Raw genomic sequence first — 15497 nt, 5'->3', positions numbered from 1 at the left:
CTGAACATTTATTTACCAAAAAGTTTAGAAAAATCAAATCCCATTCTGATTCGACTATCCCCACCAATAACTTTATCTAACTGTTCATCATTTAACTCTTTAAATTTCACAACTTCCTTTTTTACTACCTCTTTTTTAGCAAACAACTTTTTCATAATTTCTCCTTAATATTTTTTGTAAGAAACCTTACAAGAAAATTATACAAAATCTTGATAACTAAATTAAAAAAATTTCTAAACGATACATTTTTACATCTCAAAAGACTTTTTGCACAGATAAGAAAAAGGCACGCCTCTTTCGTGCCTAAAACTTATATGATCCCAGCAGGATTCGAACCTGCGACCGTTCGCTTAGAAGGCGAATGCTCTATCCAGCTGAGCTATGAGACCAATGCTCTATCATTTTAACAAAAAAAGCCTATAACGTCAAGATTACTTGTGATAAGGACTTCCTTGTTGAATCATAAACGCTCGATAAATTTGTTCTACTAAAACCAATCGCATTAATTGATGAGGAAGAGTCAATTTTCCAAAACTCATTAATAAATTAGCTCTTTTTTTAACAGCAGTAGATAAACCAAGGCTTCCTCCAATTACAAAAGTAATATCTGAGATTCCACGAATAGTTATATCACTTAATATCTTACTAAATTTTTCTGATGGAAATTGTTGACCTTCAATAGCTAAAACAATCACAAATTCTTTATCAGCTAGTTTTGATAAAATACGAGCTCCTTCTTTATCAAGAATTTGTTGATTTTCTAAGTGGCTTGCTTTATCTGGTGTTTTTTCATCTGGAAGTTCAATTATATCAAACTTAGTAAAGCGGTTCAGCCGTTTAGTATACTCTGAAATTCCATCTTTAAGGTATTTTTCTTTTAGTTTTCCAACAGTTACAAGTTTTATTTTCATATTTTTATTTTACCATATCCACAATTATTTCACATCTTATTCACATAATAACAAATTAAATATTCTTTCAAAAACCTTATAAATCACTAAGAAACTCACAGTTTTTAAAAGTTTTCCACAATTTGTGGAAAAACTTAATATTTAAGTTATAATTAAGATAAATTATTTATACTTTCAGTAATTGAAATAACTAGGAGGAAAATATGAAAAACTCTTCAAATTTCACACAAAAATTCTTATGGCTTTTCATGGTCTTAGCTATAGGTTTTATTGGTGGTTTATTAGGAAATGTAACTTCTTCAAAATTAAATAAAAACAACACAACTACTACTAAGGTTAACCATGTTACTACATCTTATAAAAATACCAATTCTACAACACAGGCTGTCAATAAAGTAAAGGATGCTGTTGTTTCTGTTATTACCTATGCTAATAATAAATCTCAAAATAGCATTTTTGGAAATGATGACTTTAATAGTAACAATAATAACTCACAAAGAGTAGCAAGCGAAGGTTCAGGGGTTATTTATAAAAAAGACAGTAAGTATGCCTATCTTGTAACTAATACTCATGTTATTAATGGTGCTAGTAAAGTGGATATTCGTTTAGCGGATGGTAACAAAGTTCCAGGAGAAATCGTAGGCTCAGATACTTACTCAGATATTTCTGTCGTCCGTATTAGTGCGAGCAAAGTCAAGTCAGTTGCTGAATTTGGTGATTCTAGTAAATTAACTGTTGGAGAAACTGCTATTGCTATTGGTAGCCCACTTGGATCAAATTATGCAAATACTGTTACTCAAGGAATTATTTCTAGCTTAAATCGTAATGTGTCTTTAAAATCTGAAGATGGTCAAACTATCTCTACTCAGGCTATTCAAACAGATACAGCGATTAATCCTGGGAATTCTGGTGGTCCACTTGTAAATATCCAAGGGCAAGTTATTGGTATTACTTCAAGTAAAATTGCTAGTAATCGTGGAACATCTGTAGAGGGATTAGGTTTTGCTATTCCATCTAATGATGTCACCAACATCATCAGCCAATTGGAATCAAACGGAGCAGTTACGCGACCAGCTTTAGGAATTCAAATGATTGATATTAGTAATCTATCTAGTTCTGATTTATCACGTTTGAAACTTCCAGCAAAAGTGACTGCAGGAGTTGTTGTTCGTTCAGCTCAGTCTGGAATGCCTGCAGCAGGAAAACTTCAAAAATATGATGTTATTACAAAGATAGATGGAAAAGACATTTCCTCAGCAAATGATTTACAATCTGCTTTATACAAACATTCAATTGGTGATGATATAAAAATTACATTTTATCGTAATGGAAAAGAAACAACCACCACCATTAAACTTACAAAATCTACAAAAGATTTAAATTCAAATAATTGATATTTTAATAACACACCTTTACAGAATTGTAAAGGTGTGTTATTCTATAGGAACATGGAAAAATATCAATACATTACACTTAATGACATACAAACCAATCCTTATCAACCAAGAAAAGAATTTTCAGAAGAAAAAATTACTGAACTTGCTAATTCTATAAAAGAACATGGAATTATTCAGCCCATCATTGTACGAAAATCTCCAATAATTGGTTATGAATTACTAGCTGGTGAAAGACGTTTTAGAGCTGCTAAATTAGCAGGTTTAACTAATATACCAGCTATTATAAAAGAATTAACAGATGATGAAATGATAAAGCAAGCTATCATTGAAAATTTACAAAGAGAAGACCTCAATCCTATAGAAGAAGCACAATCTTATCAATATTTAATTGACAAGGGATTGACACACAAAGAAATCGCTCTAACAATGGGAAAATCTCGCCCTTACATTACAAATTCTATTCGTTTATTAAATTTACCATCCAATATAATTGAAGCAGTAAAAGAAGGAAATATCTCTCAAGGACATGCTCGCCTGCTTATCAATCTCTCAGAAAAAGAGCAAAATCACTGGTTTAAAAAAATTCTATCTCAAGAACTTTCAGTTAGAAAACTAGAAAAACAATTGCACCCAAAACGAACAAAAACTGTAACAAAAAATAAAAATCAACTTTTTATTAAAGAAGAAGAAGAAAGGTTAAAAAAGATATTTGGTACAGATATTTCACTCCAATTTTCCAAGCAGTCTCAATCTGGAAAAATCTGTATTCATTTTTCAAATCAAGAAGAATATCAAAGAATTATTGACAGCTTTACATAAAGCTGTTATTTTTATTTTTAAAATTCACAGAATTATCCACTATATTCTTATAAGGAAAACTTGATAAATCACAAAAAAATCGTTTTATCAACAATCTGTGGAAAACTCAGAAAAACATTGTGAATTTATTTCCACAGATTGTGGAAAACTTTGGTGTTTTATGGTAAACTATTTTCTATAGACTACTAAATAAGACTTAAAAATAATTGGTAAAGGAGGTTTTTTATGACACAAGAATCTCGTTTTTGGGCGCGTGTTTTAGAATTAGCTCAAAAACAAATAAAAAAAAATACGTATGACTATTTTGTTTCAGGAGCTAAGTTAATTAAAGTTGAAAATTTTCAAGCTACCATACTTCTTGATAGTCCAGTCAAACAATTATTTTGGGATCAAAACTTAGCAGACGTCATCATTACTGCAGGTTTTGAAATTTTCAATAATCAAATTACAGTCCAGTATATCTTTCAAGAAGAAAGTAACGAAGTTACTCAGTCAACAAATACAAACCAGTCAGAGGTTAAAATAAGTCTTCCTCCTATTGAAACTGGATTAAAAGCAAAATATACATTTGATAATTTTGTCCAAGGTGATGGGAACGTTTGGGCTCTATCAGCTGCACTAGCTGTTTCTGAAAATTTAGCAACAACTTATAATCCATTATTTATCTATGGTGGACCAGGATTAGGAAAAACTCACCTACTAAATGCAATTGGAAATCAAATTTTAGAAAACATTCCAGATGCCAGAGTGAAATATATCCCTGCTGAGACCTTTATCAATGACTTTTTGGAACATCTTCGGTTGGGAGAAATGGAAAGCTTTAAGAGAACTTATCGAAGCCTTGACCTCTTATTGATTGATGATATTCAGTCTTTGGGAGGAAAGAAAGTTTCCACTCAAGAAGAATTTTTTAATACTTTTAATGCTTTGCATGGGGAAAATAAACAAATTGTGCTAACAAGTGACCGTAGTCCTGACCATCTGGATAATCTTGAAGAACGTTTGGTCACGCGCTTTAAATGGGGATTAACTCAAAACATTACCCCACCAGATTTCGAAACAAGAGTTGCCATTTTACGCAATAAAATAGAAGATTTGGATTATATTTTTCCAAATGATACCTTAGAATATCTAGCAGGTCAATTTGATTCAAATGTTCGCGATTTAGAAGGTGCCTTAAATGATATTTCTCTCATGGCTAGAGTGAAAAATCTTAAAGAAATTACAATTGATGTTGCTGCTGAAGCTATTCGAGCTCGAAAACAAGATGCAAATCAAATTTTGGTTATTCCAATTGATAAAATTCAAACAGAAGTTGGAAAATTCTATGGAGTCAGTGTTAAAGAAATGAAAGGAAGTCGCCGAGTTCAAAATATTGTCCTTGCTAGACAGGTAGCTATGTATTTAACACGTGAATTAACTGATAATTCCCTTCCAAAAATTGGAAGAGAATTCGGTGGCAAGGATCATACGACAGTTATACATGCTCATGGGAAAATAAAAACAATGCTCGAAACAGATGATAATCTTCGTTTAGAAATAGAAAACATAAAAAATAAAATCAGATGATTGTGGATAATTTGAGAAAAAAGCTAAAGTTATTCACAATTTATAAACAAGTTCATTTTGGTACTCTGTCACTAATTTTAAAACTTATCCACACATTTCACATAAACTACTATTACTATTAACCTAATAATCATAAAATAATAAAAGGAGCTTCTATGATTAACTTTTCAATTAATAAAAATTTATTTTTACAAGCTTTAAATACCACCAAAAGAGCTATTAGCCACAAAAATGCTATTCCAATACTTTCCACAGTAAAAATTGATGTCACAAGCGAAGGGATTACATTGATTGGTTCTAACGGACAAATTTCTATTGAAAATTTTATTTCAATTAAAAACGAAAATGCAGGACTTTTAATAACTTCTTCAGGGTCCATTTTACTTGAAGCAACATTTTTTATTAATGTTGTATCAAGTCTTCCTGATATAACATTTGATTTTAAGGAAATTGAACAAAAGCAAATTGTTTTAACAAGTGGTAAATCAGAAATCACCTTAAAAGGAAAAGATGCAGATCAATATCCTCGTATTCAAGAAATTTCAGTAAGTACCCCTCTAGTGCTTGAAACAAGTGTTCTTAAAAAGATTATTAACGAGACAGCTTTTGCAGCTAGTATCCAAGAAAGTCGTCCAATTTTAACGGGAGTTCATTTTGTTTTAACGGAAAATAAAAATTTAAAAACAGTTGCAACAGATTCTCACCGCATGAGCCAAAAGAAGATTATTTTGGAAGAAAATGGGGATAACTTTGATGTTGTTATTCCTAGTCGTTCTCTACGCGAATTTTCAGCTGTTTTTACGGATGATATTGAAACAGTAGAGATTTACTTCACAAATAATCAATTACTCTTTAGAAGCGAAAATATTAGCTTTTATACTCGACTTTTAGAAGGAAATTATCCTGATACGGACCGTTTAATTCCAACAGAGTTTACTAGTGTCATAACTTTTGATAAAAATAACCTTCGTTATGCAATGGAACGTGCGCGTCTTCTTTCAAATGCAACTCAAAATGGAACAGTTAAATTAGAAATTATAAATGGCTTAGTTAGTGCTCATGTTAATTCTCCTGAAGTTGGTCGTGTGAACGAAGAAATTGATACTGAAAGTATTTCAGGCCAAGATTTAACTATTAGTTTTAATCCAACTTATTTAATTGATTCTTTAAAAGCTATTGATAGTGAAAAGGTTACAATCAGCTTTATTTCAGCGGTTCGCCCATTCACTTTATTACCAAGTGATGACACAGAAAACTTTATTCAATTGATTACACCAGTGAGAACAAACTAATGTATGATGTAGGAAATTTTGTTGAGATGAAAAAGCCACATGCCTGTACAATAAAGTCTACAGGTAAAAAAGCAAATCGTTGGGAAATTATTCGAGTGGGGGCAGATATTAAAATTCGCTGTACAAATTGTCAACATCTTGTAATGTTGAGCCGATATGAATTTGAACGAAGACTAAAAAAGGTGCTAGGACATTAATGTTTTAGCACCTTTTTTAGTCTTATTTTAATTTTTCAAATTTATCATCTGTAATTTCTTTAAATCCTTTACCTGTTAGGAGAGTTTTACTGGCTTTCATACTAACTTTTTTGGATTTTCTCGTATTCTTATCTGTATACATTCCAGGCAAAGTTGCTAATTTATCAAAATCCACTTTGTTAAAGTTAATTTCTACAGTTTCTTTAACTCCGTTCTTTTCATAAGTAACTTTTTCTTTAATTCCTTTGATATTTTGATACCTTTGAGAAGCTTTATCAATTTTATCTTTTACATCTTCTTTTTTAGTGGCCCCTAAAGATTTGTAAGATAAAAATGACTTAGTAGTTTGTTTTGTGACAACATCATTCTTATAATAATAGGTTAGACGCAAGTCATATTGTAAATTTTGATCAATTCTTTGAAATGACATCTTTTTTTCCTGAGTTCCACATGCAATAAGAGTGATGAGTGCAAACAATGCAACAAAACCGACCAATAATGGTTTTAAATATCTTTTTTTCATAGTATTACCTCCTATACCTTAATAAAATTATAATATTTTTATAAGGAAAAAACAACATTTTGTTAAAATGATTCAGTTATAAGTAAAATAATTGTAAATATGATATAATTGTTTATTGAATTGAAAAGATGAAAGGAAGAGCTAAATGGCTTTAACAGCAGGAATTGTAGGATTACCTAATGTTGGAAAATCCACTTTATTTAATGCAATTACAAAAGCAGGAGCAGAGGCAGCTAATTATCCCTTTGCAACAATTGATCCTAATGTTGGACGGGTAGAAGTTCCAGATGTTCGGTTGGATAAATTAACAGAACTCATCAAACCACAGAAAAAGGTAGCAACGACTTTTGAATTTACAGATATTGCAGGGATTGTAAAGGGAGCTTCAAAAGGAGAAGGGCTTGGAAATCAATTTTTGGCTAATATTAGGGAAGTAGATGCCATTGTTCATGTAGTTCGTGCTTTTGACGATGAGAATGTTATGCGTGAACAAGGACGTGAATCTGATTTTGTAGATCCAATGGCTGATATTGAGACGATTAATTTAGAGTTGATTTTAGCAGATTTAGAAAGTATCAACAAACGGTATGCACGTGTAGAAAAAATTGCTCGAACGCAAAAAGATAAAGATTCAGTAGCAGAGTTTCAGGTTTTACAAAAAATTAAGCCAGTCTTAGAAAATGGGTTATCAGCTCGTACCATTGAATTTGATGAAGAAGAACAAAAAATTGTTAAAAGATTATTTTTATTGACCACAAAACCTGTTCTTTATGTTGCAAATGTTAGTGAAGACGAAGTAGCAGATCCAGATAATATCGAATATGTTCAGCAAATTCGTAAATTTGCAGCAACTGAAAATGCAGAGGTAGTAGTTATATCAGCGCGTGCTGAGGAAGAAATTTCTGAGTTAGATGATGAAGATAAAATTGAATTTTTGGAGGCTATGGGCTTGAATGAATCTGGAGTTGACAAATTAACTAGAGCAGCCTATCACTTATTAGGACTTGGAACTTACTTTACAGCTGGTGAGAAAGAAGTACGGGCTTGGACTTTTAAACATGGTATGAAAGCACCACAAGCAGCTGGAATTATCCACTCAGACTTTGAGAAAGGCTTCATTCGTGCTGTAACTATGTCTTATGATGATTTAGTAAAATATGGGAGTGAAAAGGCAGTCAAGGAAGCAGGACGGCTGCGTGAAGAAGGAAAAGAATATATTGTTCAAGATGGCGATATTATGGAATTTAGATTTAATGTGTAAAGTATTGTAAATTAATATGAACGAGGTTGGAAAAATAATTCCAGCCCTTTTGGTATTTTTAGAGGTAAAAAATGGTAAAGATGATTGTAGGATTAGGAAATCCTGGAGAGAAATATTTTGAAACAAGACATAATGTAGGGTTTATGCTCATTGACAAAATGTGTAAAGAAAAAAATTTAAAGTTTACAACTGATAAAATTTTTCAGGCAGAAATTACTTCTACATTTTTAAATGAAGAAAAAGTATATTTTGTTAAACCAACAACTTTTATGAACGAAAGTGGAAAAGCTGTTCATGCTCTTTTATCTTACTATGGTCTAAATAGTGAAGATTTATTAGTTATTTATGACGATTTAGATATGGAAGTAGGGAAAATTCGATTAAGAGCAAAAGGTTCTGCTGGTGGTCATAATGGCATTAAATCAATTATTAAATATATTGGAACTCAAGAATTTAAACGAATAAAAATAGGTATTGGTCGTCCCCAAAATAAGACAACAATTATTCACTATGTATTAGGAAAATTTGTAAAAGAAGATTATATTACAATTTTGAACACACTTGACAGAGTTGACAATGCTGTAAAATATTATTTACAATTTAAGAATTTTGAACAAACAATGCAACAATATAATGGATAAAGAGATGGATATTATTGAGTTATTTAATCAAAATAAACAGATAGCTGATTGGCAAAGAAACCTAAATAAGTCAACTAGACAACTATTGATGGGGTTATCATTTTCAACTAAAATTATTACAATGGCATCTTGTGTAGAGAGTAATCATAAAATTCTCATTTTAACATCTACTTATAGTGAGGCAGAGAAACTTTCTAGTGATTTGATTGGCTTGGTAGGGGAAGAAAAGGTTTATACATTTCTTGCAGATGATACTCCCTTATCTGAGTTTATCTTTTTTTCTCAAGAAAAGATTTTTTCTCGTTTAGAAGCTCTAGATTTTTTATTAAATTCTCAACAATCAGGGTTTTTGATAGTTAATGTGGCTGCTAGTCAACTTTTTTTACCTAATCCTGTTAATTTTAATTCGGCTTATATCAATCTAAAAATAGGGCAAGAATATGATCTAAATGATTTGATTTTTCAATTGTCAAATTCAGGTTATAAGCGAGTGTTACAAGTATTGAATCAAGGGGAATTTAGTCTTCGAGGTGACATTTTAGATATTTTTGAACGTTCTAGTCAAATGCCTTTTAGGATTGAATTTTTTGGTGATGAAGTTGATAGTATTCGTTTATTTGATCCAGAAAGCCAAGTCTCTATTCAAAATGTAGAAAGTGTGTGTATTCATCCTGCCACAGATGTTCTATTTACTACAATAGACTATAAAAATGCACAGAAAAAAATAGAAACTCAGATAGAAAAAACTGTAGATTCAACATTAAAATCTTATTTGGAAGAAATTTTAGATAGTATAAAAAAACAAATCCAACATGCTGATGTAAGAAAACTATTATCTATTTTTTATCAAAATAAATGGACAATTCTTGACTATCTTCCAAAACATAGCCCTATTTTCTTTGATGATTTTCAAAAAATTATAAATAAACATACTCAGTTTCAATTAGAAGCAGCAGATTTATTGACAGAAAATTTACAAAACGGTAAATCTGTTGTAAAACAATCTTATTTTGCAGATGTCTATTCAGTATTTAGAAAATATAAACCAGCTACCTTCTTTTCAAATTTTCATAAAGGATTTGGAAATTTAAAATTTGACTCTCTTTATCAATTTAATCAGTATCCTATGCAGGAGTTTTTTAGTCAATTCCAACTTTTAAAAGAAGAAATCAGTCGTTATAAAAAATCTAATTATACAGTCATTTTACAATCGAATTCTTCATTAACTTTTCAAAGTTTACATAAAGCTTTACAAGAATATAATATTCCACTTGATTATGTCAATGATAATAAAATCCATGAACATGCTATTCAATTAGTGAAAGGATCTTTAATTCAAGGCTTTAATTTTGTAGATGAAAAAATTGTGTTGATTACTGAGTATGATATTTTGCAAAAAAAAGTAAAACGGAAAGTTCGAAGACAGAATCTCTCTAATGCTGAACGTCTGAAAAATTATAATGAGCTAGAAAAGGGAGATTATGTTGTTCATAGTGTTCATGGAATTGGTCGATATTTAGGAATTGAAACAATTGAAATTTCAGGAATTCACCGTGACTATCTTACTATTCAGTATCAAAATGCAGATCGTATTTCAATTCCTGTTGATCAGATTCATTTACTTTCTAAATATGTTGCGAGTGGTGGTAAAGAGCCTAAAATCAATAAATTAAATGATGGACGGTTTCAAAAAACTAAACAGAGAGTGCAACATCAAGTTGAAGATATTGCTGAGGACTTAATCAAACTCTATGCAGAGAGAAGTCAGTTAAAAGGGTTTGCTTTTTCTAGTGATGATTCATATCAACAAGAATTTGATAATGCTTTTCCTTATATAGAAACAGAAGATCAACTACGTTCCATAAAGGAAGTTAAAAAGGATATGGAAAGTGATTATCCTATGGATCGTCTTTTAGTTGGGGATGTTGGTTTTGGAAAGACTGAAGTAGCTATGAGAGCTGCTTTTAAAGCAGTAAATGATCATAAACAAGTGGCAATTTTAGTTCCTACTACTGTTTTGGCACAACAGCACTATACGAATTTTAAGGAACGTTTCAATGATTTTCCTATCAATATTGAAGTATTAAGTCGCTTTAAAAGTAAATCTGAACAAAAAATAATTTTAGAAAAATTAAAAAAGGATCAAGTGGATATTATTATTGGAACGCATCGTCTTTTGTCAAAAGATGTTGCATTTGCTGATTTAGGACTCATTGTTATTGATGAAGAACAACGTTTTGGGGTTAAACATAAAGAAAAATTAAAAAAATTGAAAACGAAAGTTGATGTTTTAACTTTGACGGCTACTCCAATACCTCGTACACTTCATATGTCTATGTTAGGTATACGTGATTTATCAGTTATTGAAACTCCTCCAACAAACCGCTATCCAATTCAAACTTATGTTTTAGAAAGTAATTCAACAGTTATTAGAGATGCAGTTTTAAGAGAAATGGATAGAGGAGGTCAGATTTACTATCTTTACAATAAGGTTGACACAATGGAGCAAAAAGTTTCAGAATTAAAAACATTGCTTCCAGAGGCTTCTATTGGATATGTGCATGGTCAAATGAGTGAAATCCTTCTTGAAAGTACTTTACTTGATTTTATCAATGGTGAATATGATCTTTTAGTTACAACAACAATTATTGAAACTGGTGTTGATATTCCTAATGTTAATACTCTTTTTATTGAAAATGCAGATCATATGGGGTTGTCAACCTTATATCAATTACGAGGACGTATTGGTCGTAGCAATCGTATTGCTTATGCTTATCTCATGTATCATCCTGATAAGTCTTTAACAGAAGTTTCTCAAAAACGTTTAGAAACTATAAAAGGTTTTACAGAATTGGGTTCTGGTTTTAAAATTGCTATGCGTGATTTATCCATTCGTGGTGCAGGAAATATTTTAGGAAGTTCACAGTCTGGCTTTATTGATTCTGTTGGATTTGAAATGTATTCTCAATTGCTGGAGGAAGCTATTGCTAAGAGACAAGGAAAAGAGATAAAAAGGAAAAAAGGAAATGCTGAAATTAATTTACAAATTGATGCCTATCTTCCTACAGATTATATTGCTGATGAAAGGCAAAAAATTGAAATTTACAAACGGATTCATGAGATTGACAGTCGTGTAAATTATGAGGAATTACAGAATGAGTTGATTGATCGTTTTGGAGAATATCCAGATGTTGTTGCCTTTCTATTGGAAATTGGCCTTATAAAATTTTATTTAGATCAAGTTTTTGTACAACTCATTGAGAGAAAACAACAATCTGTAGTGGTTCGGTTTGAAAAAGTTTCTCAACGTTTTTTCTTAACTCAAGATTATTTTGAAGCTCTTTCCATAACAGATTTAAAAGCAAGAATAACAGAAGATAAGGGCTTGATTGAAGTGATATTTGATGTAAGGAATAAAAAAGATTATAAAATTTTAGAAGAAGTCATGAAATTTTCAAAAAAATTAATTGAGATTAAAAACAAAAAGAAGGATTACTAACTTTACAATTTTGTAAAGTTATGTTTTCATCTATAATATTTTCTTAAAAAATGGTAAAATAATAAATTGAGGTAGCTTTATGAGATTAGATAAATATTTAAAAGTATCCCGTATTATAAAACGTCGTCCTATTGCTAAAGAAGTGGCGGATAAGGGAAGAGTTAAAGTAAATGGAATTTTAGCGAAAAGTTCAACAGATTTAAAAATCAATGATGAAATAGAAATTCGTTTTGGAAATAAAAATTTGCTAGTTCGAGTTTTAGAAATGAAAGACAGTACTAAAAAAGAAGATGCTGCTAAAATGTATGAAATTATAAAAGAGACAAGGGTAGAAGTAGATGGTTAGAAATATTGTTCAATTAAATAATCGCTATATACAAGATGAAAATCAACATCGTCGTTATTTAGAGCAAGAAAAAAGAAAGAAGAATCGCTTTATGGGTTGGGTATTGATTTTAGTTATCTTATTGTTTATTTTACCAACATTTAATTTGGTTCAAAGTTATCAAAATTTATTAAAACATCGAGCACAATTGACACATTTACAAAAGAAATATGAGGAAATAAGCAACGAAAAAGAATCTCAAAAAGCTTTTGCTAATAAATTAAAAAATGAGGAGTATGCTGCAAAGTATGCTCGTGCTAAATATTATTATTCTAAAAAAGGGGAATATATTTATACAATTCCAGGATTGTTACCACAATAAAAATGGAAAATTTATTACAAACAATTGAGCAATTTTTGGATTTTTCAGATGAAAAGTTAGAAGAGTTATCTAAAAAAAATCATGCTATAAAGTTAGAGATGATCAAAAAAGAAGGGAGAGAACATGCGTAAGTTACTATTTTTATTATTGTTGCCAGCATTCTTTACTGCAAAAATAGTGGTAAGTACAGAACAAGATGTTAAATTGACTGCAAAGCAACAGTATGAAATCACTAGTACAGTATACAGTAACTATTACACTGATCTTCCAACAAATCCAAATGTTTATGAGCAAATTCCAACTTATACATCATTAAAATTGGAAAAAGTAGCTGGGAATTTAACTCCGAATACATCAATTAAACTTTCTGAATTACAGGTCAATGAACAAGGTATTCCAGTATTTAAGCTTGCTGATGGAAAATTCGTTCCTGCTGATAAACGAATGATTTATGATGATGTTGTTCAATCAAGCACAGCTGTTTCTCAAACAATGTGGCTCAAGCCGTCATTTGTAGTTTATAATCAAGCTTTTGTAACCGGAACAAAGGAAATTAAGACAAATCTGCTGCCTTATCATTCAGTAAAAATTACTCAACTTGCTGAAACAATATCTGGGAAATATGCCTATGTTGAAGAAAAAGGTTGGATTGACATGAAATATTTGTCTGATACAGATAATCGTATGGATAAAGTTCAAGAAATCTTAACAAGTAAGTATAATAAGGCAGACTATTCTATCTATGTGAAACAATTAGGTTCTGGAAAAACGGCTGGTATCAACCCAGATTTGGAAATGTATTCTGCTAGTGTAGCAAAACTTCCTATTCTTTATTACGCTCAAAAGCAATTGAATGAGGGAAAATATATTCTATCTTCTGGCTTAAAATATATTCCAGAAGTAAATGATTATTTAGGAGCTTATAATACAGAAGGTAGTGGAAGCATTTCTAAAAAAGCAGATAATAATCATTACAGTATTCAAGATTTGATTAATCATATTGCAAAAGAATCAGATAATGCAGCTACAAATATTTTAGGATACTATATTACCAATCAATCAGATAGTACTTATCAAACAACCATTGAACAAATTGCTGGGAAAAAATGGGATGTAGAAAAACGTAATGCTTCAGCAAAGATGGCAGGAAATGTGATGGAAGCTATCTATGAACAAAATGGTGATATTATAAATGCATTATCGCAAACAAATTTTGATGCACAGCGCATTTCTAAAAATATAAATGTAAAAGTGGCTCATAAAATTGGGGATGCTTATGATTTTAAGCATGATGTTGCTATTGTTTATGCAACCTCTCCTTTTATCTTATCTATTTTTACAAATAATTCTGATTATGATACCATTTCTCAAATCGCAGATGACATTTATGAGGTTTTGAAATGATAGAACAACGATTTTTTCAGTTGGTGCAAAAAAAAGGCTATTTTAAACATCATAGAAAAATTTTACTTGCTATTTCTGGTGGACTAGATTCTATGACCTTACTTGACTGGCTTTATAAATATCGTAAAAAATTAGAAATAGAAATTTGTCTTGCTCATGTTAATCATGGACTGAGAGAAGAATCAGATTTTGAAGAACAAGAATTAAAAAAAATAGCAAAGAAACTTGGTGTAAATATTTTTACATCGAGTTTTTCTGGACCTTTTTCAGAACAAAAAGCACGTGCTTTTCGGTACAGTTTTTTCAAAAAAATTATGAAAGAGGAACAGTGCACAGCCTTAGTAACAGCACATCATGCTGATGATCAAGCAGAAACAATTTTTATGAGAATTTTGCGTGGTAGTCGTTTATTTCATATTTCAGGAATAAAGGAAAAACAAAGATTTGCGAATGGAGAATTGATAAGACCATTGCTGTCTTTTCAAAAATCAGATTTCCCTACTATTTTTCACTTTGAAGATTGGACAAATCAAGAAAATCATTACTTGCGCAATCGGATTCGAAACGATTATTTCCCAATTTTGGAAAAAGAAAATCCACAACTAAAAAAACATTTAATAGAATTGGGAATAGAGATTTCTCAAATGCAAGATGCATTAGTATATTTAACGAAGAATATTGAATTAACAAATGTAAAGGAATTCCAATACCAACCTTATTGTGTACAAAGTTTTTTACTACAGACTTATTTAAAGAAATTTCCTGATTTACAGATAAGTAAAGCACAGTTTTCTGATATTTTAACAATCTTAAACAAACATTCTAATTATGAACAACTACTTAAAGCGGATTATGAGCTATATAAAAATTATGATTATTTTGAGATTCGTAAAATCAGTCCACAGTCTGATTTAAAAGTGGATTCAATTTTGTTAAAATATAACGATATTGTGGAATATGGTAATTATCGCTTTTCTTTTGGAAAAGAACTTCATGGTACAGAAATTCAAGAAGTATTTGTTTCACGTGAAACAGAAATTATACTTCGACGCAGAAGAGAACAAGATAAAATATTCTTGAATCAACATTATAAAAAACTTCGTCGGTATTTTATTGATCAAAAAGTTCCTATAGATCAAAGAAAAAATGCTGTTATTATTGAACAAAATGGGGAAATCATAGCAATTGCTGGAATCGTAACAAGTAATTTGAGTAAGAGTCAAAAAAATGATATAATGTATAACAAACTTTATATTCAAAATTTAGATAGGTAAAAA

At 30.4% G+C, this 15497-nt stretch carries 16 protein-coding genes and 1 tRNA gene; 13 read left to right on the top strand and 4 right to left on the bottom strand.

Annotation, left to right across the window (positions count from 1 at the left end; translation table 11 throughout):
- Nucleotides 1-8 precede the first annotated feature (8 nt).
- The 3 genes from HMPREF1654_RS09870 to rlmH form a co-directional block, all read right to left on the bottom strand.
- Nucleotides 9-155: a bacteriocin gene (locus tag HMPREF1654_RS09870; RefSeq protein WP_003075491.1), complete on the bottom strand. Its 147-nt coding sequence runs from the start codon at nucleotides 153-155 to the stop codon at nucleotides 9-11.
- A gap of 160 nt (nucleotides 156-315) precedes the next feature.
- Nucleotides 316-389 (bottom strand) — tRNA-Arg (locus HMPREF1654_RS08005).
- 42 nt (nucleotides 390-431) lie between these two features.
- Nucleotides 432-911 (bottom strand): 23S rRNA (pseudouridine(1915)-N(3))-methyltransferase RlmH, encoded by a 480-nt coding sequence (gene rlmH, locus HMPREF1654_RS08000; protein WP_003075603.1) that lies wholly within the window; start codon nucleotides 909-911, stop codon nucleotides 432-434.
- A gap of 203 nt (nucleotides 912-1114) precedes the next feature.
- Between rlmH and htrA the strand changes: the two genes are divergently transcribed.
- The 5 genes from htrA (at nucleotide 1115) to HMPREF1654_RS07975 (ending at nucleotide 6185) form a co-directional block, all read left to right on the top strand.
- Nucleotides 1115-2305: a serine protease HtrA gene (gene htrA / locus HMPREF1654_RS07995; RefSeq protein ID WP_003075586.1), complete on the top strand. Its 1191-nt coding sequence runs from the start codon at nucleotides 1115-1117 to the stop codon at nucleotides 2303-2305.
- 54 nt (nucleotides 2306-2359) lie between these two features.
- Nucleotides 2360-3127, top strand: coding sequence for a ParB/RepB/Spo0J family partition protein (locus HMPREF1654_RS07990; RefSeq protein WP_003075591.1), 768 nt, complete (start codon nucleotides 2360-2362; stop codon nucleotides 3125-3127).
- A 225-nt stretch (nucleotides 3128-3352) separates the two neighbouring features.
- A complete protein-coding gene (gene dnaA / locus HMPREF1654_RS07985; RefSeq protein WP_003075601.1) occupies nucleotides 3353-4696 on the top strand; it encodes a chromosomal replication initiator protein DnaA in 1344 nt (447 codons plus the stop codon).
- 155 nt (nucleotides 4697-4851) lie between these two features.
- Nucleotides 4852-5988, top strand: a complete 1137-nt coding sequence (gene dnaN / locus HMPREF1654_RS07980) for a DNA polymerase III subunit beta (protein ID WP_003075575.1) — start codon at nucleotides 4852-4854, stop codon at nucleotides 5986-5988.
- Nucleotides 5988-6185 (top strand): DUF951 domain-containing protein, encoded by a 198-nt coding sequence (locus HMPREF1654_RS07975; protein ID WP_003075608.1) that lies wholly within the window; start codon nucleotides 5988-5990, stop codon nucleotides 6183-6185. The genes dnaN and HMPREF1654_RS07975 overlap by 1 nt, the downstream gene beginning before the upstream one ends.
- 22 nt (nucleotides 6186-6207) lie before the next feature.
- Here the strand turns inward: HMPREF1654_RS07975 and HMPREF1654_RS07970 are convergent, their stop codons facing one another.
- Entirely contained in the window at nucleotides 6208-6708 is a 501-nt protein-coding gene (locus HMPREF1654_RS07970) for a DUF1307 domain-containing protein (RefSeq protein WP_003075599.1), read from the bottom strand.
- Between the two features lie 145 nt (nucleotides 6709-6853).
- Between HMPREF1654_RS07970 and ychF the strand changes: the two genes are divergently transcribed.
- From ychF to tilS, 8 genes are all read left to right on the top strand, one after another.
- On the top strand, nucleotides 6854-7969 hold the full coding sequence (ychF, locus tag HMPREF1654_RS07965) for a redox-regulated ATPase YchF (protein WP_003075579.1): 1116 nt from the start codon (nucleotides 6854-6856) through the stop codon (nucleotides 7967-7969).
- Between the two features lie 71 nt (nucleotides 7970-8040).
- Complete coding sequence (gene pth, locus HMPREF1654_RS07960) at nucleotides 8041-8610, top strand: aminoacyl-tRNA hydrolase (RefSeq protein WP_003075606.1); 570 nt, start codon at nucleotides 8041-8043, stop codon at nucleotides 8608-8610.
- A gap of 4 nt (nucleotides 8611-8614) precedes the next feature.
- Entirely contained in the window at nucleotides 8615-12109 is a 3495-nt protein-coding gene (gene mfd, locus HMPREF1654_RS07955) for a transcription-repair coupling factor (RefSeq protein WP_003075588.1), read from the top strand.
- Nucleotides 12110-12188: 79 nt separating this feature from the next.
- A complete protein-coding gene (locus HMPREF1654_RS07950; protein WP_003075512.1) occupies nucleotides 12189-12455 on the top strand; it encodes an RNA-binding S4 domain-containing protein in 267 nt (88 codons plus the stop codon).
- Nucleotides 12448-12816, top strand: coding sequence for a septum formation initiator family protein (locus HMPREF1654_RS07945; RefSeq protein WP_003075514.1), 369 nt, complete (start codon nucleotides 12448-12450; stop codon nucleotides 12814-12816). The genes HMPREF1654_RS07950 and HMPREF1654_RS07945 overlap by 8 nt, the downstream gene beginning before the upstream one ends.
- A 2-nt stretch (nucleotides 12817-12818) precedes the next feature.
- Complete coding sequence (locus HMPREF1654_RS10315; RefSeq protein ID WP_003075597.1) at nucleotides 12819-12947, top strand: SP_0009 family protein; 129 nt, start codon at nucleotides 12819-12821, stop codon at nucleotides 12945-12947.
- Nucleotides 12940-14220, top strand: a complete 1281-nt coding sequence (locus tag HMPREF1654_RS07940; protein WP_003075582.1) for a serine hydrolase — start codon at nucleotides 12940-12942, stop codon at nucleotides 14218-14220. Before HMPREF1654_RS10315 ends, HMPREF1654_RS07940 begins: the two co-directional genes overlap by 8 nt.
- On the top strand, nucleotides 14217-15494 hold the full coding sequence (gene tilS / locus HMPREF1654_RS07935; RefSeq protein WP_003075584.1) for a tRNA lysidine(34) synthetase TilS: 1278 nt from the start codon (nucleotides 14217-14219) through the stop codon (nucleotides 15492-15494). Before HMPREF1654_RS07940 ends, tilS begins: the two co-directional genes overlap by 4 nt.
- Nucleotides 15495-15497: the final 3 nt, after the last annotated feature.

Origin of the sequence: Streptococcus intermedius SK54 = ATCC 27335 (assembly GCF_000413475.1) — a bacterium.
GTDB classification, from domain to species: Bacteria; Bacillota; Bacilli; order Lactobacillales; family Streptococcaceae; genus Streptococcus; species Streptococcus intermedius.
The sequence above is the reverse complement of the archived record's forward strand: the minus strand, read 5'-3'. Positions and strand labels throughout refer to the sequence as shown.

What these genes read in the sequence shown, in the direction of transcription:
- HMPREF1654_RS07975 (WP_003075608.1), top strand. Translation starts at nt 5,988, where the DNA reads ATGTATGATGTAGGAAATTTTGTTGAGATGAAAAAGCCACATGCCTGT.
- mfd (WP_003075588.1), top strand. Translation starts at nt 8,615, where the DNA reads ATGGATATTATTGAGTTATTTAATCAAAATAAACAGATAGCTGATTGG.
- rlmH (WP_003075603.1), bottom strand. Translation starts at nt 911, where the DNA reads ATGAAAATAAAACTTGTAACTGTTGGAAAACTAAAAGAAAAATACCTT.
- dnaA (WP_003075601.1), top strand. Translation starts at nt 3,353, where the DNA reads ATGACACAAGAATCTCGTTTTTGGGCGCGTGTTTTAGAATTAGCTCAA.
- HMPREF1654_RS07970 (WP_003075599.1), bottom strand. Translation starts at nt 6,708, where the DNA reads ATGAAAAAAAGATATTTAAAACCATTATTGGTCGGTTTTGTTGCATTG.
- HMPREF1654_RS07940 (WP_003075582.1), top strand. Translation starts at nt 12,940, where the DNA reads ATGCGTAAGTTACTATTTTTATTATTGTTGCCAGCATTCTTTACTGCA.
- HMPREF1654_RS07950 (WP_003075512.1), top strand. Translation starts at nt 12,189, where the DNA reads ATGAGATTAGATAAATATTTAAAAGTATCCCGTATTATAAAACGTCGT.
- HMPREF1654_RS10315 (WP_003075597.1), top strand. Translation starts at nt 12,819, where the DNA reads ATGGAAAATTTATTACAAACAATTGAGCAATTTTTGGATTTTTCAGAT.
- ychF (WP_003075579.1), top strand. Translation starts at nt 6,854, where the DNA reads ATGGCTTTAACAGCAGGAATTGTAGGATTACCTAATGTTGGAAAATCC.
- HMPREF1654_RS07945 (WP_003075514.1), top strand. Translation starts at nt 12,448, where the DNA reads ATGGTTAGAAATATTGTTCAATTAAATAATCGCTATATACAAGATGAA.
- tilS (WP_003075584.1), top strand. Translation starts at nt 14,217, where the DNA reads ATGATAGAACAACGATTTTTTCAGTTGGTGCAAAAAAAAGGCTATTTT.
- htrA (WP_003075586.1), top strand. Translation starts at nt 1,115, where the DNA reads ATGAAAAACTCTTCAAATTTCACACAAAAATTCTTATGGCTTTTCATG.
- HMPREF1654_RS07990 (WP_003075591.1), top strand. Translation starts at nt 2,360, where the DNA reads ATGGAAAAATATCAATACATTACACTTAATGACATACAAACCAATCCT.
- pth (WP_003075606.1), top strand. Translation starts at nt 8,041, where the DNA reads ATGGTAAAGATGATTGTAGGATTAGGAAATCCTGGAGAGAAATATTTT.
- dnaN (WP_003075575.1), top strand. Translation starts at nt 4,852, where the DNA reads ATGATTAACTTTTCAATTAATAAAAATTTATTTTTACAAGCTTTAAAT.
- HMPREF1654_RS09870 (WP_003075491.1), bottom strand. Translation starts at nt 155, where the DNA reads ATGAAAAAGTTGTTTGCTAAAAAAGAGGTAGTAAAAAAGGAAGTTGTG.